We start from the raw sequence: 24,337 nt of genomic DNA, 5'->3' as shown, positions 1-24,337 counted from the left end.
CGAGCAAGCGGAGTCCCGCGACGAGGACGGTGCGGACGGCGAAGACGGCGAAAACGACGAAAACGACGAAAAACGCAACTGAGTCCGAGCGTTCTCGACGCTCCCTTCTCTTCAGTCCAGCGCCATCCCTTCTCGAATCTCGAACTCCTCGTCGCCGGAAAACCGCGCCGGGTCGAACGGCGCGATAGCCTCCGTTTCTCCGAGAATCTGCCGCGCGACCGCCTCACCGGTCGCCGGCGCGCGCATGAAGCCGTGACCCTGCCATCCGGCGGCGACGAACACACCCTCACTTAGTTCCCCGAGCAGGGGGTCGCCGTCGGGCGTCGCCGTGCAGAGGCCCGCCCACGCCCGCTCGACGTCGAGGTCGTAGCCGGTCCGCTCGTCGAGCGCGGTCCGGATGTCGTCGACGAACCAGTCGTCCGCGTCGCGGTTCCACTCGTCGGGGTCGGCCTCGACCGGGACTGTGCCGTCGCCGGCGAGTATCCCGGTCGGGTGCGGTCGGAGGTAGACGCCCGCCGTCGCGTCGTACACCATCGGCCCGTCGTACCGTCGGCGGCCGGTCAGCGCTTGTACTCGGTACGGTTTCAGCGGGACAGAGACGCCAGCGTCCGCGAGTACTCGTTTCGTGTGCGCCCCGGCGGCGACGAGGACGACGTCGAACCGCTTCGTCACCCTGTCGTCGACGACGACGCTCGGGGGGTTGACGCCGAGTGCCACCCCCGCGCCGGTCTCGAAGGAGACGCCTTCGCGTCGGGCTTTCGTCGCCATCGCAGAGACGTAGCTCGCGGGGTCGGTCCAGCCGGCGTTCTCGGCGACGGCGGCCGCGAGCAGGTCGTCGGTCCGAATCGGGAAGCGGTCGCCGAGTTCCTCGGGGTCGACGACCGACACCGCTCGCCCGTGGGCGCGCATCCGGTCGACGCTCGCCGCCATCGCTCCGGCCGCCGTCTCGTCGCCCTCGCCGACGGCGATCACGTACGGACACTCCCGGAACTCGAAGCCGTCTTCGCCGGAGAACTCGCGGAAGCGCTCCAGCGCCCGGCCGCCGATTTCGGCGTCGATATCTTCGGCGTAGGCGTCGTACAGCACGCCCGCCGCACGTGCGGAGCTACCGGCTGCGGGGGACGAGGAGCGGTCGTACTCGCCGCGCTCGAAAACCGTCACGTCGGTCCCGCGGGTCGCGAGGTCGTACGCGGCGGTGAGCCCGACCGCACCGCCGCCGACGACGGCGACGCGCATCAGCGACGCGCCTCCGTCGGGCGGTACGGTTCCGTCGGGCGGGATGGGAGTCGGTCGGCGACGAACCGGCCAAGACGGCCCCCGTCGGCAGTGAGAGTTGGCATGCTCCGAACTCACGGTCGTCGTACTTAGCGCTTCGTCCGGCGGAAGAGAACGAGAAGTGGGAGTTAGAGGAACTCGTCGATACCGCGGGCGGGGTAGCCGACGACGGTGTCGACGCCCAGCGATTCGAGCGCGGCGACCCGCTCGCGGACCGTCTCGGGCGCACCGACGAGCGCGTAGTCCCGGCTCGCCTTCGACAGCACGTCTCGGGCGCGTCCCTCCGCGCGCGAGTCCGTCGCACACCCGTCGGGCAGCGCCCGGGCGACGGGCCGTCTCCGGGCGACGTAGCCGCCGACGGCGTCGAGAATCTCGTCCTCGTCGTCGGCTAGGACGGTCGGCGCGTACAGCGCGATCTCGCCGTCGTAGCCCGCGGCGCGAAGCGCCCGGACCTCCCGGTCTGTCGTCCGGGACAGCAGTTCGTACTGCGTTCCCCCGGCGGCGAGCGCGACGCGTTCGATTCCCTCGGTGCCGACCCACGCGTCGGGGGCCGCCTCGCGGGCCGCCTTCAGCCGGGGGGCGACGGCTCTGCGCCGCTCGTCCTCGGAGAGGTAGGCGGCGTGGCCGGCGACGAGGACGCGCCCGACGCTGTCGGGGACGTCGGCGAGGCGCGAGTCGTCGCCGAGCGGGTCGAAACCGTCGGCGCGAATCGGCGTCGTGAGGCGGACGTCCGCCGTCCGCGAGAGCGCGTCGAGAACGTCGGCCTCGGGGAGGTGGTCGACCCCTTCGTAGTCGATTGCGATCGTCGCCGCCGAGAGGTCGGCGGCGCGGCGCACGTCGCACTCGGCGGGTTTGAGCGCGACGGCGTCGATACCAGTGTGCGAGAGTACAGACTCGCCGGTGAGTGCTTTCATCGGGTTACTCCGGGGCGACCGCTGTTCAGAAACGTCGGTTCATCGTCGCGGAACTCGATCCATCGTCTGTGCGACCATGTACTCCGCTGTAACCCCCGAGAGGGTGAAAAGGGTTCTGTTCCGGTCAGTATTGGCACCGGTCGGATTGTGTCACTCGATGCCACGGGACGGCCGGTCGTCGGGCGGTTTCGAGGGTCAAACGCTTTGTAGTTCTAGCATTTCGTTTGAGTAATGAACGACTCCGACGCCGACAGGTCCGAACAGTTGGACTCGGTGCGGGAGGCGGTCGACCGGTCTCGAAGCGGCGCGCCCGCCGCTGGCGCGGTCGTCAGGGACCGCTTCTCGTCCGACGAGGTGTTCCAGCGCATCGTCGCCGTCGCCGACGAGGAGGTCACCTCGAAGGGCCGCGAACTGTTCTTCAGCGCGCTCGCCGCCGGACTGGCCATCTCTATCACCGTTCTGCTGACCGCGTCGCTGTCGGCGACGACGAACGAGGACCCGATACTGAGCGCGCTGCTCTATCCGCTCGGATTCATCTACATCATTCTCGGCGGCTACCAACTCTACACGGAGAACACGCTCCCGCCGGTCGCGCTGACGATAGAGCGCCTCGCCAGCGTCCCGGCGTTGCTGCGCCACTGGCTCATCGTCCTCGCCGGAAACTTCGCCGGCGGGATAATCGGTGCCGCGGTGCTGGCGTGGGGCGGCGTCTTCTCCCCCGAGGCGGCGACCGCCGCGTTACACCTCGCCGAGCACGGTCTCGAGACGGCGTGGTGGGACCTGTTCTTCAAGGCCGCATTTGCCGGACTCATCGTCGCCGGGGTCGTCTGGATAGTGTACGCCGCCCGCGACACCATCTCCCGGCTGGTCATCGTCTACCTCGCCTTCCTCTCGATTCCCCTCGGTGACCTGTTCCACGTCGTCACCTCGTTCACCGAGATGACGTACGCGGTCTTCATCGGCGAGATCGCGTTCTCGACCGGCCTCGTGCAGTTCGTCCTCCCGGTACTTCTCGGCAACACTATCGGCGGCATCGTCCTGGTGACCCTCGTCAACTACTTCCAGACGAGCGAACATCGGCTCGAATCCGCTCGGTTCGAGGGGACGACCCGTCAGCTCTCGATGCGGGAGTGGGCGTTCGGCGGGCTCGTCGGTCGCTCCTACGTGCCGCTCATCAACACGACCGAGCTGCCCGCGTTCGCCGAAGAGGACTCCTACCGACTGATGGTGCCCATCGCCAACCCGCGCACCGAGTCGCGGCTCGTCGAACTCGCCTGCAGGCTCGCCAGTCAGAACGACGCCGCGACCGTCCACATCGTCCACATCGTGCAGACGCCCAGACGCACCACCCGCGGCTACGGAAGCGGGCAGCGCGAGCGCATCGCCGCCAGGTCCGAAGAACAGCTCTCGGACGTCAGAGAGACGGTCGCCAGCTACGACGTCGACTGCGAGACGTCGACCGTCGTCTCACACCGGTCCTTCGAGGAGATATTCTCCATCGCCGACCGCACGCACGCCGACCTCGTCCTGATGGGGTGGGGCGCGAACGAACTCTGGAGCGCCGCCCGGGCCGAACGACCGCTCGACGAACTGGCCAACAAGCTCCCCTGCGACTTCCTCATCCTCTCGGACCGCGGCCTCGACACCTCGAGGATTCTCCTTCCGACCGCGGGCGGCCCGGACTCCGACCTGAGTGCCGAAGTGGCGGGGGCGCTCCGCGCCACCGACGGCTCCGAGATCTCCCTGCTACACGTCGTCGACGACGTCTCCGAGCGCGAGGGTGGCGAGCGGTTCCTCTCCGAGTGGGCGACCGCCCACGGCCTCGACGACGCCGAACTCGTCGTCGACGACTCCGGCGACGTCGAAGGCGCAATCGCCCGGGAGGCCGAAGACCACACGCTCGTCGTCATCGGCGCGACCGAGCGCGGCCTGCTCTCGCGACTGGTCAGCGAGTCGCTCAACCTCGACGTCCTCAACGACGTCGACTGCTCGGTGCTCTTGGCCGAACGGCCGGGCGACCGCAGCCTCCTCAAACGGCTGTTCGGTCGGTAGCGGTTCCCGCTTTTTCGCAGTTTCGAGCCTCGAACCGACTCAGACGGGATACTCGGCGTCGGGGTCGACGACTCGGTCGGGCTCGGCGGGCGCTCGCCAGTCCGTCGTCAGCTCCAGCAACTGGACGACCATCTGCCCCGTCGCCCCCCAGACGGTGTACCCGTCGACGTGAAAGAAGTGGATTCGGACGGGGCCGTACGTCGGATGCTCGCGGCGTTCCGACTCGTAGTTGGCGGGGTCCGTGAGCGCCGCGACCGAGAGGACGGCGATCTCGGCGACCTCGCGCTCGTCAGGCGTGTACTCCCGGTCGGGGACGCGACCGACGAACGGGCGCACCGAGTAGTCGGTGCTGGTCTCGATGTCGTCCAGTCGGCCGACGAGTTCGACCTCCTCGGAGCGGAGGCCGATCTCCTCTCTCGCCTCGCGGAGCGCCGTCGCCGTCAGGTCGACGTCGCTCGGTTCGCGGCCGCCCCCGGGAAAGCTCATCTGTCCGGGGTGTTCGCCGAGGTGGTCTGCGCGCTTCGTGAACAGGACGTACGGGTCGCCGTCCCGGAGTAGCACGGGCGCGACGACCGCCGCCTGCCGCGTCGCTCCCTCGATGGCGGTCGGGTCGTGGCGCGCTACTCCAGTGAGGTCCATGTCCCTTGGTCTCGTTCGACGGCCTTAGTCTTGAAGAACCGCATCGAGTCGGTCGCGGACGGCGGCCGTCTCGACGGGTGCCCACGCGTCGAGGTCGTACGTCACGTCGTACAGCCGGTTCAGACGCGCTTCGTCGCCGTCGTCGATAGCGGCGTCGGCTTCGGCCGCGAGGCGCTCGCGGACCTGTTCGCCGAGCGCCCGGCGGTCGACCTCGCGCCGCGGCACGTCGAGGATGTGCGGGAGGTCTTCGGCGTTCTGCGGCAGCGACGGAAACGCCGCGGGACCGACCGCGACGAACGTCCCGTCGGCGGCGCCGCGCCGTTCGGGGTCGCCCGCCTCGACCGTCTGGTCGTTCGTCCCGACCGTCTGGTCGTTCGTCCCGACCGTCTGGTCGTCCGTCCCGACCGTCTGGTCGTTCGTCCCGACCGTCTGGTCGTCCGTCCCGACCGTCTGGTCGTTCGTCCCGACCGTCTGGTCGTCCGTCCCGACCGTCTGGTCGTTCGTCCCGACCGTCTGGTCGTCCGTCCCGACCGTCCGGTCGTCCGCGTCGGCAATGTACTCGACGAGATAGTACTCGTCGATGGCCGCGTCGACGGCCGCCGAGAGCGCCTCCGCGTCGGTCTCCGAGCCCTGTTTGTACGCGAGTTCGTCGAGCGCGGATTCGAGTTCGGCGTGCGTCAGCGCGCCGAAGAGGTCGACGACGCCCGCGAGGTCGTCGTAAGTTCGGCTCATCGGTCCGCCCCTCGCTCGACGACCGCTCCGTCGGTCGCCTCCTGCAGGTCGGCTTCCGCGAGCTCCGCGACGGTCGACGCCGAAATCGGGGCGTCGGCCCACGCGGGCAGTCGGTCGTCGTCGACGGGCGCGGCGACGGCGTCGGTGTATCGCTCGATCTGCTCGTACTCCTCGCCGCGGCCGTAGTCGAGGCCGTTGAACGCGGCGTCGACGGCGTACTGACGGACGAATCGGCGGGCGCTCTCGGCGTATCGCTCCGGGAGCGTCTCGTACGCCGGGTCGACGCCGTGGTCCTCGACCGCTCGCAACAGCGCCGCGCCGACCGACCGACTCATCTCCGAGAGACCGGTGGGGCCGCCGACCGCCCGGTGGTCGTGTTCGTACGCGCCCAGGTCGACCTGTGCGCTGCCGTCGAAGCCGGCGAGCGAGAACGCGTCGCCGAGCGTTCCGACTTCGAGTCCCCACGTTCGCTGGACGCGGAGGCGGCGCGCGACGTCGTTCGTCGCCGCGAACTCGCCGGCGAGCGCGTAGCGAAACGCCGAGAGGTAGTCGAGAATCGGCGCGTCCGTCTCCTCGGCCAGCGCGGCGACCAGCGGCGCGTAGAACAGGCGAAACAGCCGTCCGTAGAGGCGGTCGTTCTCGACGCGGGCGTAGTAGGCCTTCGAGAACTCGAAGCCGTGCGACAGCGGGAACAGCAGTCGGGCGACGTACGACCGCGAGTACGTCTTCGTGTCGGCGTCGTGGACGACGACGAACTCCTCGGAGAGCGCCTGCCCCAGCGCCAACCACACGTCGCGTCCCTTCCCGCGTCGGCCGTTCAGCCCCTCGTCGGCCAGACGCGAGGTGAGCCGTGGACCGTCGCACCAGAGCACCGACAGCCGCAGGTCGTACTCCGAGAGCCAGTCGGCGAACGGGCCGACTCGCTCGGCCGACGCGCGGAGCGGAACGACGACGCGGGCGGGGTCGACGTGTTCCAGTTCCGAGAGCACTCGCTCGGCGGCGAGACCGGCGTACTCCCGTTCTGTCATCGGCAGCACGACGGCGGCGCGGTCCGTCGGTGCGTCTGGCGCGGGGTCGGTCAGGTCGTGGAGCGTCGCGATTCGCTCCTGGACGTACTCCATCGGATGCTTCTGAGGAGCGACAGATGAAAAACAAGCCGGTTGTCTCGGCAGACCACCGTGTCGACGGCGCGCGTCTCCTCGTCTCGAGGCGCACTCCGCAGCTCCAAGAGAGGGAGGCTGCGAACACACTCGCTATTTGCAACTATTTTCGCCGGGGTATTTTTGTGGTGTGAGCGCCAAGGGCGGGCCATGGATTCCACCCGGAAGGGTCTGCGCGCGGGAGAACTCGGCAAAGACACGTACGGGCGTCTCGCGTGCGAGGAGTGCGAGGAGACGTTGAAGAAGCGCAACGACCCCGACGAGGTGTTCTCGGTCCGGACCTGTCCCGACTGCGGCCGCGAGTGGAAGGAACTGTAGCACCCGTCAGTCGAAGACGGCGTCGAACGCCTTCGCGCCCAGCGGGTCGAACGTCCCGGCGGCGACGTTCTCGGCGACGTGCTCTCGACGACTCGTCCCGACGAGCGCCGCCGTCACCGCGGGCGCGCTCCGCGCGAAGTTGAGCGCCCGTTGCGTCGTCGAGTCGCCCTCCAACTCGGCGGCGACGGCGTCCGGGAGTCCGGCGACGAGTTCGCCCTGTTTGAGACTCGCGCTCGCGAACACCGAGAGTCCGGCGTCGTGGGCGAACTCCAGCGCGCTCACCCGTTCGCCGCCGTCGCCACCGTCACCGTCGTCGCTGCGTTCGTGAACTTTCGCGGTGAACGCGTCGGCCATCTCCACGTTGAACGGCATCTGGAGCGCGAGCAGTCCCGACTGGTCGTTGCCGGCGGCGTCGGCGGCGCGGTCGGCCCGCGACACCACCTCCGGGAGCGACAGGTGGTTCGGATGCTCCGGCGGCACGCGGAACGCCTCCCACGTCGCGACGCCGTAGCCGCCGATGTCGCCCGCCGTCCGGCGCTCTTCGAGTCTCGCGAACGCGGCTTCGAGTCGGTCGTAAACCGCGTCGGCGTCGCGGACGCTCAACTGCGTCTCCGGGTTGTGGACGTAGTAGCAGTCGACGCTGTCGAGGCCGAGATTCGAGAGCGACCGGTCGAGCATCGCGTCCAGGAAGTCGGGGGCGATGCAGTGGCTGCCGCGCGCGAGTTCGTCGATGTCGACGAGGCCCGTCTCGACGAACCGCTCGCGGACGTACGCGCTCGGGTCGCTCGGCCGCTCGCCGTCGAACGGGAGGAAGCCGCCTTTCGTGGCGACGACCACCTCGTCTCTGTCGATGTCGGCCTCGTCGAGCGCGCGGCCCACCACGTGCTCGCTCCGCTGACAGCGGTAGTTTATCGCGGTGTCGACGAGGTTGACGCCGCTCTCGAACGCCTCGACGAGCGCCTCTCGGTAGCCGTCGTCGACGGCGTCGGTCGGGTCACCGAGGTACGTCCCGACGCCGATGCTCGACACCACGCCGGGGCCGAACCGGCGGAAATAGGTGCGACCGAAGCTGTCGCCGAAGCGGTCCCGATACCCCCACGTGCCGCTCGCGGTTGCCATGGGTTCGATACGAGCGGCCGGTGAAAAAGCGTTACACGTCGCCGGTGGCGCGGCGAGCACGTCGTCGGTGGCGCGGCGAGCACGTCGCCGGCGGCGTCGGTGGCGTGCCAGCGCTCACACGTCGCCGGTGAGCGTCTGGAACAGGCGCTCGACCAGCCCGTTTCTGGGTACGGGGCTCGGCACGTCGCCGCCGGCCGGGTCGACCTGCGGAATCTGGCCGCCGCCCATGCGGGCGTGTCCGCCCGCCGACGCGCTCGGGATGTCGGAGACGGCGGCTTCGAGCGCCCGGCCCATGTGGACCCGGTCGTCGCGGGAGCGACCCGAGAGGTACACCGTGCCGTCGCGCTCGCCGCAGACGACGACGGCCGTCACGCCTTCGAGGTGCATTAGCTCGTCCGCCGCCTGCGGGATGGAGTCGACGTTCGAGACGGGACCCACGTCGCTGACGGCGAACGAGCCCTTCACCTTCCGACCCGCGATGGCGCGGGCCTTCACTTCGAGCACCTCCGCGCCGACCTGCGGGTTGGCGATGCGGTCCAGGAGGTCCTCGTCGACGCCGGGGTAGAGGTAGCCGCTGGCGGTGAAGTCGGCGGCGACGCAGCCCGAAGTCAGTCGCTTCGTGTCCGCCAGAATGCCGTACAGCAGGCCGGTTGCGACCTCCGAGGGCATGGTGTAGCGGGCGTTTATCTCGCTGGCGTGTTGGTCCGGCGGGACGGGTTTCGCGCCGATGTCGCGGAAGTACTCGGCGACGATGCTGGCGCTCGCGCCGTAGTTCGTCCGCACGTCGGTGAACTCCTCGCCCGCGCCGTCGCCGGGGTGGTGGTCGACGACGGCGAACGGGAGCACGCTCTCGGCCCCCGCGAACCCGCGCGGGGTGTTGTGGTCGACGAGGACGACGTTCTCGGCGGCGATCTCGGAGACGTGGTCTATCTGTTCGAGGTCCAAATCCAGAACCGTTCGGAAGGCGCGGTTCTCCTGGTGGCGTATCTGTCCGGTGAACTGGATGCGCGCCTGCGTGTCGACCTGACCGGCGAGGCAAGCGACGCCGATGGCCGCCGCCATGGCGTCGGGGTCCGGGTTCGGGTGCATCAACACCGCGATTTCGTCCAAATCCGCGAGCGCCCGCTTGAACTGAACGCCCATCGGGCGGCGGAACCAGCGGAGCGCGTAGCTGACGCCGAACAGCGCGACGAGACCGACAGCCAGAACCGTCGCGATCTCGGGGTTGTCGCGGACGAACACCTCCGCGTCGGTGAGCGCGTCCGTCGCGGCGGCCCTACTCGGCATACTCCGTCTGTCAAACGCGACCAGTAAGAAGGTTCCCCAAATATATTCGTGCGAGTTTCGGTAGACGGGAAGGCGGATTCGCGGAGTTCAGCGCGTGCGCTCGCGATACCGTTCGACCGCGGCCGCGTACCCCGAACGGTAGTCGGGGAACTCGAGTTCGTACCCGAGTTCGCGGAGTCGCGCGTTCGAACAGCGCTTGCTCGTGAGAATCCGTCGCCGCGCCGCCTCGGAGAGGTCGCCCGCGTCGAGACGCTCCTGTTTCGTCCGTTTCGGCGGCCAGTCGACGCCGCACTCGTCGGCCAGCCAGTCGGCGAACGCCCACTTCTCGGCCGGTTCGTCGTCGACGACCAACACCACCTCGTCGCGTCCCTGGCCGGTCTCCAGCAGGTACGCGATGGCCCCGGCGGCGTCGTCGCGGTGGACCATGTTCAGATACCCTTCCGTCACCGGTCCCTCCAGATACCGCTCGAGTCGGTAGCGGTCGGGACCGTACAGCCCCGCGAAGCGGGCGACGGTGCCCTCGACCCCGTACTCGCGCGGCGTCGCGCGGGCGACTCGTTCGGCTTCCGCGAGCACTCGCGTCTTCTCCGTCGTCGGCCGAATCTCGGTCCCCTCGTCGACCCAGTCGCCGTCGTGGTCGCCGTAGACGCCGGTGCTCGACGTGTACACGTAGCGTTCGGGCGGGTCGTCGCGCCCGAAGAACGCCGAGAGCGCCGTCCGCTGTCCGTCGACGAACACTCGCTGCGCCGCCTCCGCGTCGCGCCCGCCGGAACTCGCCGCGAAGACGAGCCAGTCGGCGTCCGGCACCGAGGCGAGCGACGACGCGTCGGTCACGTCCGCACGCACCGCCTCGAACCCCGCCGATTCGATGGCTTCCAGCCCGGCGTCGGAACGCCTGACGCCGACGACGTCGTGGCCCGTCGCGGTCAACTGACGACCGAGTTCGAGGCCGACGTAGCCACAGCCGAGGACGACGACGCGCTTGCTCGCTCCGTCGCTGCTCTCGGCGCTCATCGGCGGTCGTTCCGCTCGGCGATGAACTGGTGCACGGCCGAGAGTTCGTCGAGCGAGAACGGGATGCGACCTTCGAGCGCCTGCTGGACCTCCTGGCCGGTGAGGTCGGCGTCGATGTCCGAAGCGATAGTGTCCACGTCGAGGACGCCCGTGGTCATCCCCATCAGGAGGTGGTCTCGCAGTTCGAGCACGATAGCCTCCCGGTCGGGGTAACCGTCGCCCGCGGCGAGGATACCGGCGGCCTCTTCGAGCGTGAGGTCGGGCGAGTCGCCGTCCGTCAGGGCGGCCACTCGGTCGTGGTCGACGCCCGACTCGGCGGCGACGGCTTCGACGCCGACCGCGTCGACGACGGCAGCCAACTGCGAGTCGTAGGCGGCACGCAACTCGTCCGGCGTCAACGACCCGGGGTTCTCCGCAGCGTCGTAGAGCATACAGGGAGTCGCCCGGCGTCGGGCAAAACGGTTGTCACTCCGGGCGCAGGACCCTCCGGGGGCGACTCAACACCGCCGTTCCGGCGTACAGCCGGGCTCCGGCCACCCGCCGGAGCGCTCGTCGGCGTCACCGTCGACGTCGCCGACGCCCGGCGGTGTCGGGGGAACGGCCACGACGACGGTCGTCTTCGCCTCGAACGAGATGCGCTCGCTCCGACCCAAGCGCTCGGCGTCCCCGTCGTCGTCGACGTCGAGCGTCACCGCGCCGCCGTCGCGGACGTACCGGAGGTCGCTCGACCCGGCCGGGCCGCGGCGCGCGGTGACGACGAACTGCGCGTACTCGCCGCGAACCTCGACGGTCCAGACGTTGACGGTCGCGTACCAGTAGCCCGGTACGGGCGCGACCGGCAGTCCGGATGGTACGCCGACGAGCGCCTCGTCGGCCCACTTCGTATCTTCGAGTCGCTCGCCGACCCGCTCTTCGAGGCGGTCTTTGGCTCGCTCGCTCCCGTCCCGCAGTTCGGCTTCGAGCGCCTTCTTCGCGCGGCGAGCGAGCCACTGCGTCGCCGCCGACGTGCGCTCCGTGGGTCGCCGCCGTACCTGCGCGGCGTCGCTGCGGGCGGCGTCGAGCATCGACGACCGGAGCCGGAGTTCGAGACGGTCGGTCCGTCGGTCGTGCCAGCCTCGCCGCGCTCCGACTCGCTCGGCGATGGCCGTCGCCGCGGAGCCGTTGACGGCAGCGAGCGCTCGCCGCCCGTGACCGTCCCACCGGCCGAACCCCCAGTCGACGGCGAGACGGCGCTCCGCCGCCGTGAGCGACGTCTCCTCTCTAAGAGTCGTCCGCGCTGCGCCCTCGGTCACGTCGACGCCGGCGGCGACTTCGGTTCCGAGCCGACGCCGCCGCTCGTCGAGCGTCGCGTTTCCGGTCGCGGCGGCGGTCCGGTTCGCCACCACGAGCACTCGCCCGCCCGTTCGGAGACTCACCCGCTTCGACCGGTCTATCGCTCCGTCGACGACGCTGTCGGCGACGTCGCCGTACGGTGCCGTCACGAGATTCGTGTTCCGCGCGGTCAACGGCCGATAGCTCGCGTTCGCCGGAATCGTCGGCGCGTGCGCTCGTTCGACGGTAGCCAGCGTGAGGTACGCCGGCGACCCGTCGGGGTAGAGTGCGACGCCGCTCGCCGGTGCCTCGTCGCCGAACGTCCGCGGTTCGGCGACTACCGACCGCTCGGCGGTTTCGACGAGCCGACCGAGTTCGGACGACGACGACGCCGTCGCTCCGCGACCGGCCAGCGTCTCGCCCAGTCGGTCGTTTCGCGCTGCGGTCCGGTCGGCCCGCGCGTCGAGGTTGAGTAACACGCGTTCGAGATACGCCGCCCGCGCGGCGACGCGCGCTCGGTCGGCCGCGCCGTCGTACGTCTCGGGAGCGTCGAGCAGTTCCGACCGACGGGACCGGAGTTCGGCGGCCAGTTCCGCGGGTGGGTTCGCCTCGCCGGTTGCGACGCGCGTCGCGTCGAGTTCCAGGCTCACGCCTCGAAGGCGCTCTCTGAACGCCGACAGGTCGTCGTACACCCACGGCTCGAGTCGCTCGGGACGCTGACCGGTGAGCGTCGCTGTTCTCGTCTCCGTCGCTCCGCTCGACCGAGCGTTCTCGACAGCGCGGCGAGACACGGCGTCGACGCCGCCGCGGCGTTCGACCGTTTTCGACCACGCGCGCTCGGGCACGTCGTCGAGGTTCGGCCCGTCGAGCGCGCCGCCGCGTTCGAACTCGGGGGTAACCGGCCGGGTGGGAACGCCGTCGAGCGACCGGCGTTCGACGCCGAGCGCGATGCCGACGCGGTAGCGGTCGGTCCACGTCGCCCGCGTCGTCCGAGTCCCGTTGCCCCGTCGCCACGTTGCGGTGCGAACGTGACGCTCGACGACACGTCGAGTCGCCGTCTCGGTGCGCGTACCGGTCGTCTCGGGCACCGGACCGTCGCCGTCGGACACCGAGAGACGAGTCCGCGTCTCGACACCCACCCGACTCCAGTTTCGACCGGGCGCGGCGGGGCGTTTCGGCGTCCCCTCGCGCGTCTGTACGACCCGCGTCGAGCGGTGTGCGTCGACGCGGTACGCGGCCGCCAGCGTCTCGGTCAACGACCGCTGGTTCGGTTCGCCGTCGACCGTCGGTTCGCCGTCCGCCGTCGGTTCGCCGTCCGCCGTCGGTTCGCCGTCGAGAAACGAGACGAACGCGGCGTCGGCGGTCCGGTTGACGCCGACGGTGAGCGACCGTTCCTCTCCGGACGCCGCCGTCGGCACTGGAGCGTTTGCCTCCGGCGCAGTCGGGTCGTTTGGCGGAGCGAGCACCGCCTCCGCGATGCGGCCGGCTTCGGACGGAGCCGGCTCCAGCAGGTCGGCCGCGCCGACGCGCATCGTCGCCCGCTCGACGCCGCGTCGGGCCGCCGGGTCGCTCCGACCGAACGACGCCCGCTGCACGGCGACGACGCCGGTGTTCGTCGACAGCCCGACGTGACGGTTCGAGACGACGTTCTCGATGGGCGCGCCGCGGTTCTGCGCGTATCCTCGCGCCCACGCGACCGGATACAGCCGCGCGGTCAGTCGACGGTCCAGTCCCGGCCCGGCGAGCGCCGGACGCCCGAGTCGGGTCTCGAACGCTGCCGTTCTGTCGTGTGCGAGCAGTACCGGATTGGCCACGGTCACGGTCAGCGAGTCGGTCCGCGCGGCGACGACTCGGCCGTCGCGCGTCGCCGTTCGCGTCACGTTCTCGAGCGTGACGCGCATGGCCGACCCCTCGTCGACGCGCTCGACGGTGACCGCGCGCTTGGCCCGCCGGAGGTCCGAGATGTTCCGAACCGCCGGAATCGACACGGCAGCTCTCACGTCGTTTCGGCGGTAGCTCGTCCGCTCGAAACGCTCCCGCGCCGCGAGGTAGAGGCGAACGCGCAGCGAGTCGACGAACGGCGACGACTCGTTGAGCACCTTCCCGGCCGGCGTCTCCGCCCGGGCCGTCACGGGGGTCGCCGCCGCGTCGACGGCGGCCTCGTCGGCGGCGACGCGGAGCGCGGTGACCGACTCCGCGTCGACCCGTTCCATCGCCGTCTCGACGTCGTCGTCGCGCGTCGCGGCGGGGCCGCCGAGCGTCGCGGCGAACGTCGAACTCGTCACGAGCAGCAACACGCCGACGAGCGCGAACGGGACGCGCCCGCGTTCGCCGTCGAGAAAGTCGGCGGCGTTCGGGCCGCCACCCGCGCCGTCGCTCACGCCGACCACCGCTGAACGGTGATGCGGACCGCCCCGCCAGAGAGCGACACGGCGGCCGCCGCCGGCGAGTCGAACCGCTCCCGAAGGTCCGCTTCGACGCGCGGCTCCAGCGCCGAGACGAGTCGCGCGTTCGCCGCCGGAACCGTCGAGCGGTTCAGCGTCGGCGGCAGCGTCGCCCCCGCGAGTTCGGCCGTCCGTCGGTAGCGATACCTGACGAGCGCCGACGTAGGGTAGTCGTCGTCGAGCGCCAGACGAGTCCGTCTCGGCGGGAACCACGTTCTGACGAGGCGCTCGCTCACGACCGTTGCGACGCCGGCGAACCCGTCGTCCATCGCGCGCCGGGCGGCCGCGTCGTCGTCGACCTCCGTCCCCGTCGGCACCGAGAGCACCGCGACGTGAACGTCGGCCGACGGCGGGGGTCTCTCGCCGACAGTCGCCGTCCCGGCGATACTCGAACCGGGGTGCGGTCGCCACTCCGCGACGACGTGCGTCCGCGGCGGCAGCGACCGACCGACGGCCGCGCGAACGCGCCGGCGGAAGTCGGTACCCGCGTGCGTCGGGCGCTCACCGCCGACCGCCGGCGTCGCCAGCGTCGACTCGGCCAGTAACTGCGCGAGCGTGCCGTGGGCGTGCCGGTCGAACGCTGGGCCGTCGGTCGCGGGAAATCGTTCGGGGTCGTCCGCACGGCGCGCGCCGGTCGCGAGGCTGTATTCGACTTCGGCGGTGCTCGTCGAGAGCGTCTTCACCGTCCGTGACGCGCCGGCGTCGGAGGACCCGTGACTCGACGGCACGTCCACGAGCGTCACCGCCGCGGCGCTGACGAGGAGCAGACAGAGCGCCGCGTCGAGGACGCTGCTCGTCATCGCCACACCGCCACCCGGAGGCGACCCGGCCGGACGACTCCCGGCCGGAGACGAACGCTCGGTCGACGGGCCGCTTCGTCGAAACCGGGCCGGCGGGCCGCCCGCGCCCACTCCGTCGGGACCGGCGGTCCGACGGTCCACCGGCGTTCGCCGACGGCGAGCGAGACGTTCAGCGAGTAGCCGTCCGGCGCGGCGCCGCGGGTCCCGTCGAGCGCTGCCGGGTCGACGACGGCGTCTTCGGTCAGTTCGCTCGTGACGCGTTCGAGCGTCGGGTCGGCGAGCGCACGCGCCTCCGACGGTCTCGCCCCGTCGAAGACGACGGCGTACAGCGAGAGCGAGACGACGACAGCGAAGACGGCGACGAGCGCCGTCGTCGGGTCCGTCTGCGCACGACCCGCCCCGTTTCCGTCACGCGCCGACGAGCGTAACATCTCTCTCCCCCCACTCGACTCCGCGCACGACGAGCGTCCGGTCGACGGTTCGCCACGTCGGCTCCGCGGTCCGTGCCTCCACGAGCGCCTGTACGAACGCCCGCCGACTGTCGAAAACCTCCTCGGGCGCGCCGCCGTAGAGCACGGTTTCGAGCCGTGAACCCGGCCGAACGGGCGTCACGGGGCCGAACGCGAACGCCGCGTGCGTCGTTCCGCCGTCGTTTCTGAGGCTCACGCGGTGCGGGCCGACTCGAATCGCCGCCGCGTCCAGCGGGTGTTCGGCCGTCGTCGCGTACTCGCTGGCGGCGACGGCGTCGACGGTGTCGGCGACGCCCGCCGCGTCGGGCGCCGCCGCGGTCGGGAACGACAGCGCGGTCCCCACCATCGCAACGCACGCGAGAGCGAGCCCGAGCCACGTGTACCACGTATCGACAGGTGCGTCGAACATGGGGCGGGTTGGCCGCCTCCCCCGGTTTAAACTCTCACACGAGGAGGTTCGCGGCGACGAACGCCGCGAGGTACGTCGTCGTCGCCGCGAGCAGCGCGAGTCCGATTCGGTAGCCGAGCAGCACGCGGTCCAGTCCGTGCTCGATAGCAGTCGCCAGGGCGGTCAGAAGCACCGCCGAGAGAAGCACGTACACGCCGACGGCGAGGCCGAACGCCGCGGTTTCCGGGTGTCCTCCCAGCGACGAACCTGCTACGGACGCCGATTCGGCGGCGGTGTTCGCGGCGTCCATCGCTCCCGTCCCGAGCGGGGACGCCGCCCGCGACGCCTCCGACGACGGCGACGACGACACACCGCCCAACCGTTCGACCAACGCCACCGTCGCCCCGCCGACGAGCGGGCCGAACAGCGCGCCGGTGTTCTGTAGCGTCTCGGTGAGCTCGGACAACTGGCGGCGGGCCTCGCGTTCGAGACGCCGGAGACGACTCAGCTGCTCCGCCGTCGCGACGAGCGCCGCCCCCGCCGGTTCGCCTTCCGTCGCCGCCAGCGCCAGTAGTTCGGCCGCGCTTCTCGCGCGCGGACTCGGTACCGAGGCCAGCGCGCCGTCGTCGCCGAGGAAGGCGTCGCGGACGTCGACGCGGAGCGCCCGCTGGGTCGTCACCGCGTCGGCCAGCATCTCGCCGGTCGCGCCGTCGAGTTCGTCGGCGACTCGCTCCAGCGCACGCTCGACGGCGACGCCTTCGACGACGTGGCGACCGACGAGATACAGCGCGTCGTCGAGTCCCGATTCGACGCGTCGAACGCGCGTGTGAACCCGTCTGGCCGGTCGGTAGCGGACGACGAGCGATCCGCCGACGAGGCCGCCGACGGCGACCAGCGGCGCGCTCCACGGCCCGACGACTGCCACGCTCACGCCGACTCCCGCGAGTGCGACCGCCGCGACGACGAGGTACCCCCGGCGGGCGACCGCGACATCGGGGTGGTCGAAGCCGACTCGGGGCGGCGAGAAGGCGACGGGTCGACGGCTGACGAGCCACGCAACCGCAGAGAGAAGTGCCAACGGGAGAAAAACGTCGTAAACGACGACCAGCGTCAACGTGCCGACGGGAACGCCGGCACTCGACGCCGCGGGGAGCACGCCGACGAGCGCCAACGGGAGCAGGACGCCGAAGGCATACAGGCCGGACAGCGGCGCGCGCACGTCGTCGGCGAAGCGTGCGAGCCGGTCGCGCGTTCCGTCGAGGACGGTGTTGAGCGCACGTTCGAGTCCGCGCTCGCGTTCGCCCGGCGTCGCCGCCGCGCTCGCGAGAACCAACGTCGTGGCCCGTCCGAGCGCCGGGAGGCGGTTGGCCCACTCGTCGCCGAACGCCGCCAGTCCCGACTGCGGCGTCCCGCGGGCGCGGCGGACGTGCGCCGCGAGGCTCGCCGCGAGCGGGCCTCGACCGGTCCGCGCCGCGAACACCGCCGCCCGCTCGGCGGTCGGGTCCAGCCGAAGCCGGAGTGCGGCCCGATTGACGACGCCGGCGGCGTCGCCGAGCGCTCCCGCCCGCCGCGTACGCGCGAGGAGCACCGGTGCACGGTGGACGACGTGGGCGGCGGCGAGACCGCCACCGAACGCGGCGGCGACGGCGACGAGCGGGGACGCCAGGAGTGCGACGACGGGGAACGAACAGAACGCGACGACGACGGCGGCTCCGTAGCCGCCGCGGACGACCGTCTCGCCCGACACCGGCGCGTCGAGATAGCGCAGCGCGTCGTCGAGCGACCGACTGGCGTCGACGTCGACGGGTGCCACTCGGGCGAGCGTCTGGACGACGTCGGCCGCCGTCGAAACGCGGTTCTCGACGCTCATCGATGCCCGTACGCCGCAACGACGTCCGTCGGCCGGGTTCGGTCACCGTCGGCGAGCGTTCGGAGCGACTGCCGACGCGTCCCGAGCGCCTCTCGAACGTCGGCGTACCGCTCGTCCGGTCCGGCGAGCGCGTCCACGAGCGCGCTGTTGCCTCGCTCGACGACGCCCGTCGAGCGAACTGCGCCGTCGGCGTACTCGAACAGCGTCACGAACCGGACGCCCGCGTCGGTGACGCGGAGTTCCTCGATTCGAGCGACGTGCCGCCCGCCGCTCGGCGAGAGCGTCACGACGAGGTCAGTCGCCGCAAAGGAGGATTCGGGGACCCCGAGGTCCGAGACGACCCGCTCTCTGACCGCCGCGCCGCCGTCGCCGTGAATCGTCCCGAGGACGGCGCTCCCGCTCGCCCCGACGCGCATCGCTTCGTACAGGGCGGCGGCCTCCTCGCCGCGCACCTCGCCGACGACGAGCGCCCCCTCGCCGAGCCGGAGTGCGGTCCGGACGCCGCCAGTCGGCGTGAGCGTCGCTTCGTCACCCGCGTCGACGTAGAGCGACTGGATGTCGCGGCCGTGGCGCTGGAGCGCGTCGACCGGGAGCTCCGGCGTGTCCTCGACGACGACCGTTCGCGTCGCCGTCGGCAGTTCCCACAGCAGGGCTCCGAGCAGCGTCGTCTTCCCCGCCCCGCGGGTGCCGGCGACGAGACCGGCGGCTCCGCGTTCGACCGAGAGCGAGAGCAGCGCGGCGGCGTCGGCCGAGAGAGTATCGTTAGCGACGAGCGCCGGGAGCGTCAGCGGCGCGTCGTCGTGCCGGCGGAACGCGAACGCGAGACCGTCGCTCGCCGGATTCGAGACGCCGGCGACGCGGATTCGGCCGCCGTCGGCGTCGACTACCGCGTCCAGCGTCGGGTGCGCCTTCGAGAACGGTCGGCCGCTCGTCCGCCGAAACCGCGAGGCCAGCGCCGCCGCGCCCGACCGGGTCAGCCGAACGTTCGTGTCGAGGCGGTCGCCGTCGACGACGACCCGGACCGGGTTCGACTCGACGGGCGCGGTCACGAACACGTCCGAGACCCGAGAGTCGGAGAACAGGTCGTCGAGGACGCCGTGTCCGCGGGTGTGCTTCGCCAAGAGCGACGAGAGCCGCTCCACCGGGAGGTCGTCGGTTCCGTCGCCGCTCTCGTTGTTGTCACCGGCGTCGCTGCCGCCTCCGCCGTCTCGGTGCTCGGCGACGACGGCACGAACCGCCCGGCCGGGTGCCCGGTCGCTCGCACCGCCGACACCGTCCGCCAGCATACTCCGCGCCTCGGCAAGTATCGCGGCGGCCGACCGGTCGAGTTCGGTGAACGCGGGGTCGAGGTGGTACCAATCTCGACCCCCTTCACGGTCGTACCGCCGGACGGTCGTGTCGTCGTCGAGCGACCAGCGGTCGACGAGCGTCGCGTTCGGCGGCGGTCGGAGGGCGACGCGCGAGCGCATGAGCGTCGGCCCGACGAACGGCCGGAGCGCGTCTTCGTACCCCGATGCGCGGGCCGCCCCCTCCGAGAGACCGGTTTCGGCGGCGATTCGCCTCACCGGACCGGCGCGCCCGGTCGCCCGCCGCGCCGCACCGAGCGGGTCGCGCCGCGCCCGGTCGGCGAGCGCCGGGTCGTGGACGGTCGCCCGCTCGACGAACCGCCCGGCGGCGAGCAGCAGCGCCGCCGCGTCGCCGTCGTATCTCCGCTCGTAGCCGCGGGAGCGGGTGCGAACGACGTCGGCCTCGCGCGCTGCGAGTGCGTCGACGACGGTCGCTCGACAGGCGGGGTCGGCGACCAGGTCGCCGCCGCCGGGACAGTCGTCGGCGTCGACGACGAGTTCGACCCGCCGACCCACGCCCGTACCGCTCGGTTCGACGAACGACGGGTCGCAGCGACAGTCCGTCTCCTCCGCTTCGTCCGTCGGTTCGTCCGTGACGCCGAACCGCGAGAGCAGTCGCATGCGACGGGGTGGCCGCCTCACCGTACTTGAACTTCAGTTCGGTTCTCCGGCGTCGTCGGCTTCGAGACGCCGTAGCGTCACGACCGGTTCTCGACCGCGCTCGACGAGCGAGAGGGCGAGTCGGTGCGTGCCCGTGTCCGAGAGTCGCACCGGTCCGGACGGCGTCGAGAGGGGGACGCCCGCGAGGTGGTAGGTCGTCTCCTCGCGGCCCGCGAGCCGATAACCGAACGAAGCGCCGGTCGGGCCGTCTCCGCCGTCCAGTTCGACGTAATCGACGGATGCGGCAGTCAGCGACCGCTCGGGAACCGAGACAGTGACGACGCGGCGGGCGGCCAGCGATGCGTCGCCGACGGCGTCCTCCGTCTCGATGAGACCCCGAGCGGCGTCGCCGACGCGCGTGAGTTCGGCGTCCAGGTGGCTCGTCGTTCGGTCCGCGCGGGCGTTCTCGACGGCGGGGAGCGACGCGGCGACGAGGGCGACCGCGAGCGCGACGCTCACGACGAACCGCGTCACCACGTCTCTCGGAGGCGGGCGGCGAGTCCGCTCGCGCCTCCGGTCTCGGTCTCGTCACCAGCACCGTCGGCGTCGCAGTCCGGAGCGCCGGTCGGTTCGGGCGACGCGCTCTCGTTCTCGTCCTCGATTCCATCGAGAATCTCGTCGACGGCGTCTCCGTTCGGTCGGTCGCGCTCCAGCGATTCGACGGCCGCGATGGCCGCGTCCGCGCGACGCTCGACCGCGCGGTTGACCGCTCTGACGCCGCCGACGTAGCCTCTGAGCGCCTGAACCGCCGCGTCGAGTTCGGCGAGGCGGTCGTCGAACTCGGACAACTGCTCTTCGACGGTGGTGAGTCGCGCGTCCAACTCGGCGGCCGAAGAGAGGTCCGCGACCGAGGCGTCGGTTCCCGTCGCCGCCCGCTCGACCGCCTCGAGTCGCTTCTCGAGGCGGCCGAGGCGGAGTTCGTCGTCGTCGCGGTCCGAAACGCCGCTTCTGCGCACGGTTTCGTCGCTCATCGTGTGTGATTCTGGACCCGTTTTCTCTCATAAGTCTCTGGGGGAAGTTTGAAGGTTAGACCCTGATAGAAGGAGATATGAAAACCGTCCTGATAGGTGTAGGCCAAGCCGGCGGCAAGCTCGCCACGGCGCTGGCCGAGTTCGATTCACGGATGGGCTTCGGCGCAGTCCGAGGCGCACTCGCAGTCAATAGCGCGAAAGCGGACCTCCAACCCCTCCCGCTCGACACGGTGCTCGTCGGGCAAGACAGAGTGAAGGGCCACGGCGTCGGCGGCGACAACGAACTCGGCGCGGAAGTGATGCAGTCGGACGCCCGCGAAGTGATGGGCGAACTCGACGGCCGCATCACCGCGGAGGCGGAAGCCATCTTCGTCGTCGCCGGTCTCGGCGGCGGCACCGGCAGCGGCGGCATGCCCGTCCTCGTGAAGGAACTGAAGCGCGTCTACGACGTCCCCGTCTACGGTCTCGGCATCCTGCCGGGCCGCGACGAGGGGTCGATGTACCAGGTGAACGCGGGCCGGTCGCTGAAGACCGTCGCCCGCGAGGCCGACTCGGTGCTGCTCGTCGACAACGACGCGTGGCGCTCCTCCGGCGAGAGCATGGAGGAGGGGTTCGACGCCATCAACCAGGCCATCGCCCAGCGCATCGGGTTGCTCCTCGCCTCCGGCGAGGCGACCGAGGGCGTCGGCGAATCGGTCGTCGACTCCTCCGAAATCATCAACACGCTCCGCTCGGGTGGCGTCGCGGCGCTCGGCTACGCCAGTTCCGAGGCGAGCGAGGAGGCCGAGGAGAACATCAACACCATCATGAGCACCGTCCGTCGGGCGCTTCTCACGGGGACGAGTCTCCCCGAGGCGACGGAGGCTGACTCGGCGCTCGTCGTCGTCGCGGGTAAGGCCGAGACCATCTCGCGGAAGGGCGTCGAGCGCGCCCGGAGTTGGGTCGAAGAGGAGACCGGTAGTCTGCAGGTCCGCGGCGGCGACTTCCCGCTGGAGAGCGGCCGACTCGCGGCGCTCGTCCTGCTCGGCGGCGTCGAACGCTCCGAGCGCCTCCAGCAGTTCATGGAGCGCGCGAAACAGGCCCAACAGGAGTCCGAAGACGGGAAGCCCGACCCGGTCGGGATGTGGGACAACGACCAGATCGACTCGTTGTTGTAAGCGGCGTTACGAACTGTTTCGGCCGCTTCCGTCTCCCGAGTCGGACAGTTCGGCCGACGATTTTTCGCCGCGCATCTGCACGTAGAGTACGACAGCAATCCCGCCGGACGAAAACGCGGCGAGACTCCACGGAACGGGGTCCGTTTCCGCGCGGGTTTGTGCGTCTCGATACACCCACCACGTGCCAGCAACCGATATCGCCGACGCTAGCAACGGCACCAAAACGAGAACCGTCAGCACCGCCCCGTTCGGCGGCGCGCCGAACAACGGAGCGGAAAGAATCGCCCGTTAAACCAGACTCGCGCCGTCGAGTTCCGCGCGCTCGTACTCGATCTCCATCAGGTCGAGGATGGTCGGTGCGATGTCGAACAGGTCCGCTTCGCCGATGTTCGCCTCGGGGTCGTCGACGAACAGCGAGGCGTTGTCGAAGCTGTGCATCCCGTTTCGCGGGCCGACGCCGAACACGTCGTCGTGGCCTTTGAACCCGGCCTTGAGGTCGAAGCCGTGAGCGGGGATGGCGACGAGGTCCGGCGCGATGTCCTCGTGGTCGCCGCGGAACGCCTCCTCGCGCTCGACGACGCGGTCGCAGACCTTCCGGCCGTCGGGGCCTTCGAGGTTCTCGAGCGCCTCTTTGAGTTCGGCGCGCTTCTCCTCGTACTCCTCCTCGGGGACGCTGCCGCGGGGTTCGCGGCCTTCGAGGTTGAGGTAGAACCGGCCGGGGATGAGCGAGTACGCCGTCGTCTCGTCGGCGATGTCGCCGAGTTCGGCGTGGTCGTCGTCCTCGTAGCTGAGCCACCCCTCCTGTTCGAGCCACGTGTTGAAGTGCACCTCGTAGTCCAGCGAGGTGAAACCGTGGTCGGAGGCGACGACGAGCGTCACGTCGTCGGGGAGCATCTCTCGAATCCGGCCGATGTAGTCGTCGACTTTCTTGTAGAAGTCGATGAACGCCTGTTTGTTCGGGCCGTCGCGTTCGTAGTCCTTGAACAGGAAGTGGTTGAGGCGGTCGGTCGTCATGAAAACGCCGAAGAAGAGGTCCCAGTCGTCCTGCTCGATGTAGTGCGAGAACGCCTCGAACCGCTTCTCGATGGTGTCGTGGGCGTCCTCGACGAACTCGGTCTTGTCCTCCTGGTGACCGAGCTTCGCGTTCACGTCGATGCGGTAGCCCATCGATTCGAGCGTCTCTCGGAGCTCGTCCGGGTGCGACGCCTTGTCGACGCTGGGGGAGAGAAAGCCGGAGACCATCCGCTGGACGTTTCGCTGCGGGGGGAAGGTGACGGGAACGTTCATCACCGTCGCGTTCATCCCCGCCTCGCTGACGCGGTCCCACAGGCGGGTCGCCTGCACGTCGCGGCCCATCGGGACGTACGTGTCGTAGGAGCCGACCTCGCGGTCCTGGAAGCCGTAGACGCCCGTCTCACCGGGGTTGACGCCCGTCGTCAGCGCGGGCCAGCAGGCGCTCGACTCCGGCGGCACGATGCTGTCGATGGCGCCGGCGGTCCCCTCGTCGGCCAGACGCGCGAAGTTGGGGAACTCGTCGCGGTGCTCGTCGAGAAGACTGAAAGGAACGCCGTCGATACCGATGAAAGCGACGCGCGGATTGTCGTTACCGCGCAGTCGGTCGAACAAACCCATACCCCGGGATACTGTCGAAGAGCGTAAAGAGTCTTCCCTTAGTCGCAACGCTCGAAATCGACGCCGTGGGCGTGCCGACGAGTCGACGAGTCGATGTCGCAGTCGTCGCTTCCGTCCTCGCCGCCGTCGCCTCTGCCCTCGCCATCGTCGTCTCCGTCCCCACCATCGTCGTCTCCGTCCTCGCCATCGTCGTCTCCGTCCTCGCCATCGTCGTCTCCGTCCCCGCCATCGTCGCGTCCGTCACCTCACCACGTCCCGAGGACGAAGGAGCGAAGTGCCGAGCGCTACAACTGGAGGTATGAAGGAGTTCGAGCGAAAACGGTTGCTGGAGCGGGTCAACCGCGATGGCGCGACGGTCGGGGCCGACATCCCCGACCGCATCGACGTGCAGGGCGAGGAGATAGACCTCCGCCAGTTCGTCTTCGAGATAAAACGGCGCGACACCATCCCGTCGGGCGAGAGAGAGCGCGTCGACCGGGCGAAGAAGAACCTCCGGCGAGAGCGACTCCAGCGGCTCCAGAGGATAGAGAACAACGAGGTGAGCTACGAGGAGGGAAAGCGACTGGTCGAGAGCATCGTCGGCATCGACCGAGCGCTCAACGCGCTGGAATCGCTCCGTCCGACGGACCTCAATCAGGAGGCGGAGCTACAGGAGGCCGCCGACAAGAAGCGCTGGATGAACTTCCTCCGGCAGGCGCTCGGCCGCGACGACTCCTCGGGGCGGATGAGCCGATGAACACGGACGCCCGACACGCCGACGTTCCCGTTTCCGCGAGGT

23 protein-coding genes and 1 pseudogene are annotated in these 24,337 nt (G+C 70.3%); 5 read left to right on the top strand and 19 right to left on the bottom strand.

Annotated elements, in window-relative coordinates; all coding sequences use genetic code 11:
- Window positions 1–111: 111 nt before the first annotated feature.
- Complete coding sequence (locus DV709_RS04945; protein WP_117592242.1) at window positions 112–1,236, bottom strand: NAD(P)/FAD-dependent oxidoreductase; 1,125 nt, start codon at window positions 1,234–1,236, stop codon at window positions 112–114.
- Window positions 1,237–1,403: 167 nt separating this feature from the next.
- Window positions 1,404–2,189: a DUF7388 family protein gene (locus DV709_RS04940; RefSeq protein ID WP_117592240.1), complete on the bottom strand. Its 786-nt coding sequence runs from the start codon at window positions 2,187–2,189 to the stop codon at window positions 1,404–1,406.
- Window positions 2,190–2,420: 231 nt separating this feature from the next.
- Between DV709_RS04940 and DV709_RS04935 the strand changes: the two genes are divergently transcribed.
- Complete coding sequence (locus DV709_RS04935; RefSeq protein WP_117592239.1) at window positions 2,421–4,241, top strand: formate/nitrite transporter family protein; 1,821 nt, start codon at window positions 2,421–2,423, stop codon at window positions 4,239–4,241.
- A gap of 39 nt (window positions 4,242–4,280) precedes the next feature.
- On the opposite strand, the gene DV709_RS04930 is transcribed toward DV709_RS04935, so the two are convergent.
- From DV709_RS04930 to DV709_RS04920, 4 genes and pseudogenes are all read right to left on the bottom strand, one after another.
- Window positions 4,281–4,880, bottom strand: a complete 600-nt coding sequence (locus DV709_RS04930) for an NUDIX hydrolase (RefSeq protein WP_117592237.1) — start codon at window positions 4,878–4,880, stop codon at window positions 4,281–4,283.
- 24 nt (window positions 4,881–4,904) lie between these two features.
- Window positions 4,905–5,435 (bottom strand): DUF7109 family protein, encoded by a 531-nt coding sequence (locus DV709_RS04925; RefSeq protein ID WP_332871835.1) that lies wholly within the window; start codon window positions 5,433–5,435, stop codon window positions 4,905–4,907.
- Window positions 5,418–5,612, bottom strand: a pseudogene (locus tag DV709_RS18480) (DUF7109 family protein); the annotation flags it as partial. The gene DV709_RS04925 and the pseudogene DV709_RS18480, both read right to left, overlap by 18 nt.
- Entirely contained in the window at window positions 5,609–6,733 is a 1,125-nt protein-coding gene (locus tag DV709_RS04920) for a glycosyl transferase family 2 (RefSeq protein WP_117592233.1), read from the bottom strand. The gene DV709_RS04920 and the pseudogene DV709_RS18480, both read right to left, overlap by 4 nt.
- Before the next feature lie 189 nt (window positions 6,734–6,922).
- Between DV709_RS04920 and DV709_RS17980 the strand changes: the two genes are divergently transcribed.
- Window positions 6,923–7,090: an HVO_0758 family zinc finger protein gene (locus DV709_RS17980; RefSeq protein WP_168191239.1), complete on the top strand. Its 168-nt coding sequence runs from the start codon at window positions 6,923–6,925 to the stop codon at window positions 7,088–7,090.
- Between the two features lie 6 nt (window positions 7,091–7,096).
- Here DV709_RS17980 and DV709_RS04915 read toward each other — a convergent pair whose 3' ends face one another.
- The 12 genes from DV709_RS04915 to DV709_RS04860 all read right to left on the bottom strand — a co-directional run bounded on the left by DV709_RS04915 (window position 7,097) and on the right by DV709_RS04860 (window position 20,770).
- A complete protein-coding gene (locus DV709_RS04915) occupies window positions 7,097–8,209 on the bottom strand; it encodes an aldo/keto reductase (RefSeq protein ID WP_117592231.1) in 1,113 nt (370 codons plus the stop codon).
- A gap of 114 nt (window positions 8,210–8,323) precedes the next feature.
- Window positions 8,324–9,496 (bottom strand): DHH family phosphoesterase, encoded by a 1,173-nt coding sequence (locus tag DV709_RS04910; RefSeq protein WP_117592230.1) that lies wholly within the window; start codon window positions 9,494–9,496, stop codon window positions 8,324–8,326.
- Window positions 9,497–9,583: 87 nt separating this feature from the next.
- Window positions 9,584–10,510: an SDR family oxidoreductase gene (locus DV709_RS04905; protein WP_117592228.1), complete on the bottom strand. Its 927-nt coding sequence runs from the start codon at window positions 10,508–10,510 to the stop codon at window positions 9,584–9,586.
- On the bottom strand, window positions 10,507–10,941 hold the full coding sequence (locus tag DV709_RS04900; protein ID WP_117592226.1) for a DUF5791 family protein: 435 nt from the start codon (window positions 10,939–10,941) through the stop codon (window positions 10,507–10,509). The genes DV709_RS04905 and DV709_RS04900 overlap by 4 nt, the downstream gene beginning before the upstream one ends.
- A gap of 66 nt (window positions 10,942–11,007) precedes the next feature.
- Window positions 11,008–14,202, bottom strand: coding sequence for a DUF7286 family protein (locus tag DV709_RS04895; RefSeq protein ID WP_157972644.1), 3,195 nt, complete (start codon window positions 14,200–14,202; stop codon window positions 11,008–11,010).
- The gene (locus DV709_RS04890; RefSeq protein WP_157972643.1) at window positions 14,199–15,065 is read right to left on the bottom strand and encodes a DUF7284 family protein; all 867 of its coding nucleotides are present in this window, start codon (window positions 15,063–15,065) and stop codon (window positions 14,199–14,201) included. Before DV709_RS04890 ends, DV709_RS04895 begins: the two co-directional genes overlap by 4 nt.
- Window positions 15,062–15,496 carry a DUF7285 family protein gene (locus tag DV709_RS04885; RefSeq protein ID WP_117592221.1) on the bottom strand — a complete coding sequence of 145 codons (435 nt, stop codon included), beginning with the start codon at window positions 15,494–15,496 and terminating at the stop codon, window positions 15,062–15,064. The genes DV709_RS04890 and DV709_RS04885 overlap by 4 nt, the downstream gene beginning before the upstream one ends.
- The gene (locus DV709_RS04880; protein ID WP_117592219.1) at window positions 15,474–15,944 is read right to left on the bottom strand and encodes a DUF7283 family protein; all 471 of its coding nucleotides are present in this window, start codon (window positions 15,942–15,944) and stop codon (window positions 15,474–15,476) included. Before DV709_RS04880 ends, DV709_RS04885 begins: the two co-directional genes overlap by 23 nt.
- A gap of 34 nt (window positions 15,945–15,978) precedes the next feature.
- Entirely contained in the window at window positions 15,979–17,793 is a 1,815-nt protein-coding gene (locus DV709_RS04875; RefSeq protein ID WP_117592218.1) for a type II secretion system F family protein, read from the bottom strand.
- Entirely contained in the window at window positions 17,790–19,760 is a 1,971-nt protein-coding gene (locus DV709_RS04870) for an ATPase, T2SS/T4P/T4SS family (protein ID WP_117592216.1), read from the bottom strand. The genes DV709_RS04875 and DV709_RS04870 overlap by 4 nt, the downstream gene beginning before the upstream one ends.
- A 33-nt stretch (window positions 19,761–19,793) precedes the next feature.
- Complete coding sequence (locus tag DV709_RS04865) at window positions 19,794–20,273, bottom strand: DUF7311 family protein (RefSeq protein WP_117592215.1); 480 nt, start codon at window positions 20,271–20,273, stop codon at window positions 19,794–19,796.
- Window positions 20,270–20,770, bottom strand: coding sequence for a DUF7310 family coiled-coil domain-containing protein (locus DV709_RS04860; RefSeq protein WP_117592213.1), 501 nt, complete (start codon window positions 20,768–20,770; stop codon window positions 20,270–20,272). The genes DV709_RS04865 and DV709_RS04860 overlap by 4 nt, the downstream gene beginning before the upstream one ends.
- A 77-nt stretch (window positions 20,771–20,847) precedes the next feature.
- Here DV709_RS04860 and DV709_RS04855 point away from each other — a divergent pair, with 77 nt between their 5' ends.
- A complete protein-coding gene (locus DV709_RS04855) occupies window positions 20,848–21,927 on the top strand; it encodes a tubulin/FtsZ family protein (protein ID WP_117592211.1) in 1,080 nt (359 codons plus the stop codon).
- Between the two features lie 288 nt (window positions 21,928–22,215).
- Here the strand turns inward: DV709_RS04855 and DV709_RS04850 are convergent, their stop codons facing one another.
- Complete coding sequence (locus DV709_RS04850; protein WP_117592209.1) at window positions 22,216–23,559, bottom strand: alkaline phosphatase family protein; 1,344 nt, start codon at window positions 23,557–23,559, stop codon at window positions 22,216–22,218.
- A gap of 65 nt (window positions 23,560–23,624) precedes the next feature.
- Between DV709_RS04850 and DV709_RS04845 the strand changes: the two genes are divergently transcribed.
- Window positions 23,625–23,861, top strand: coding sequence for a hypothetical protein (locus tag DV709_RS04845; protein WP_117592208.1), 237 nt, complete (start codon window positions 23,625–23,627; stop codon window positions 23,859–23,861).
- On the top strand, window positions 23,858–24,295 hold the full coding sequence (locus DV709_RS04840; RefSeq protein WP_117592206.1) for a DUF5788 family protein: 438 nt from the start codon (window positions 23,858–23,860) through the stop codon (window positions 24,293–24,295). The genes DV709_RS04845 and DV709_RS04840 overlap by 4 nt, the downstream gene beginning before the upstream one ends.
- Window positions 24,296–24,337: the final 42 nt, after the last annotated feature.

It is taken from the genome of Haloprofundus halophilus (assembly GCF_003439925.1).
GTDB lineage: Archaea > Halobacteriota > Halobacteria > Halobacteriales > Haloferacaceae > Haloprofundus > Haloprofundus halophilus.
Note: the sequence above shows the minus strand (reverse complement) of the source record. Positions and strands in the feature narration are given on the sequence as shown.

Excerpts from the sequence above, each read along its gene's own strand:
- DV709_RS04930 (WP_117592237.1), bottom strand. The coding sequence starts at position 4,880 with ATGGACCTCACTGGAGTAGCGCGCCACGACCCGACCGCCATCGAGGGA.
- DV709_RS04905 (WP_117592228.1), bottom strand. The coding sequence starts at position 10,510 with ATGAGCGCCGAGAGCAGCGACGGAGCGAGCAAGCGCGTCGTCGTCCTC.
- DV709_RS04885 (WP_117592221.1), bottom strand. The coding sequence starts at position 15,496 with ATGTTACGCTCGTCGGCGCGTGACGGAAACGGGGCGGGTCGTGCGCAG.
- DV709_RS04860 (WP_117592213.1), bottom strand. The coding sequence starts at position 20,770 with ATGAGCGACGAAACCGTGCGCAGAAGCGGCGTTTCGGACCGCGACGAC.
- DV709_RS04875 (WP_117592218.1), bottom strand. The coding sequence starts at position 17,793 with ATGAGCGTCGAGAACCGCGTTTCGACGGCGGCCGACGTCGTCCAGACG.
- DV709_RS04890 (WP_157972643.1), bottom strand. The coding sequence starts at position 15,065 with ATGACGAGCAGCGTCCTCGACGCGGCGCTCTGTCTGCTCCTCGTCAGC.
- DV709_RS04945 (WP_117592242.1), bottom strand. The coding sequence starts at position 1,236 with ATGCGCGTCGCCGTCGTCGGCGGCGGTGCGGTCGGGCTCACCGCCGCG.
- DV709_RS04900 (WP_117592226.1), bottom strand. The coding sequence starts at position 10,941 with ATGCTCTACGACGCTGCGGAGAACCCCGGGTCGTTGACGCCGGACGAG.
- DV709_RS04935 (WP_117592239.1), top strand. The coding sequence starts at position 2,421 with ATGAACGACTCCGACGCCGACAGGTCCGAACAGTTGGACTCGGTGCGG.
- DV709_RS17980 (WP_168191239.1), top strand. The coding sequence starts at position 6,923 with ATGGATTCCACCCGGAAGGGTCTGCGCGCGGGAGAACTCGGCAAAGAC.
- DV709_RS04915 (WP_117592231.1), bottom strand. The coding sequence starts at position 8,209 with ATGGCAACCGCGAGCGGCACGTGGGGGTATCGGGACCGCTTCGGCGAC.
- DV709_RS04920 (WP_117592233.1), bottom strand. The coding sequence starts at position 6,733 with ATGGAGTACGTCCAGGAGCGAATCGCGACGCTCCACGACCTGACCGAC.
- DV709_RS04840 (WP_117592206.1), top strand. The coding sequence starts at position 23,858 with ATGAAGGAGTTCGAGCGAAAACGGTTGCTGGAGCGGGTCAACCGCGAT.
- DV709_RS04880 (WP_117592219.1), bottom strand. The coding sequence starts at position 15,944 with ATGTTCGACGCACCTGTCGATACGTGGTACACGTGGCTCGGGCTCGCT.
- DV709_RS04870 (WP_117592216.1), bottom strand. The coding sequence starts at position 19,760 with ATGCGACTGCTCTCGCGGTTCGGCGTCACGGACGAACCGACGGACGAA.
- DV709_RS04910 (WP_117592230.1), bottom strand. The coding sequence starts at position 9,496 with ATGCCGAGTAGGGCCGCCGCGACGGACGCGCTCACCGACGCGGAGGTG.
- DV709_RS04940 (WP_117592240.1), bottom strand. The coding sequence starts at position 2,189 with ATGAAAGCACTCACCGGCGAGTCTGTACTCTCGCACACTGGTATCGAC.
- DV709_RS04850 (WP_117592209.1), bottom strand. The coding sequence starts at position 23,559 with ATGGGTTTGTTCGACCGACTGCGCGGTAACGACAATCCGCGCGTCGCT.
- DV709_RS04855 (WP_117592211.1), top strand. The coding sequence starts at position 20,848 with ATGAAAACCGTCCTGATAGGTGTAGGCCAAGCCGGCGGCAAGCTCGCC.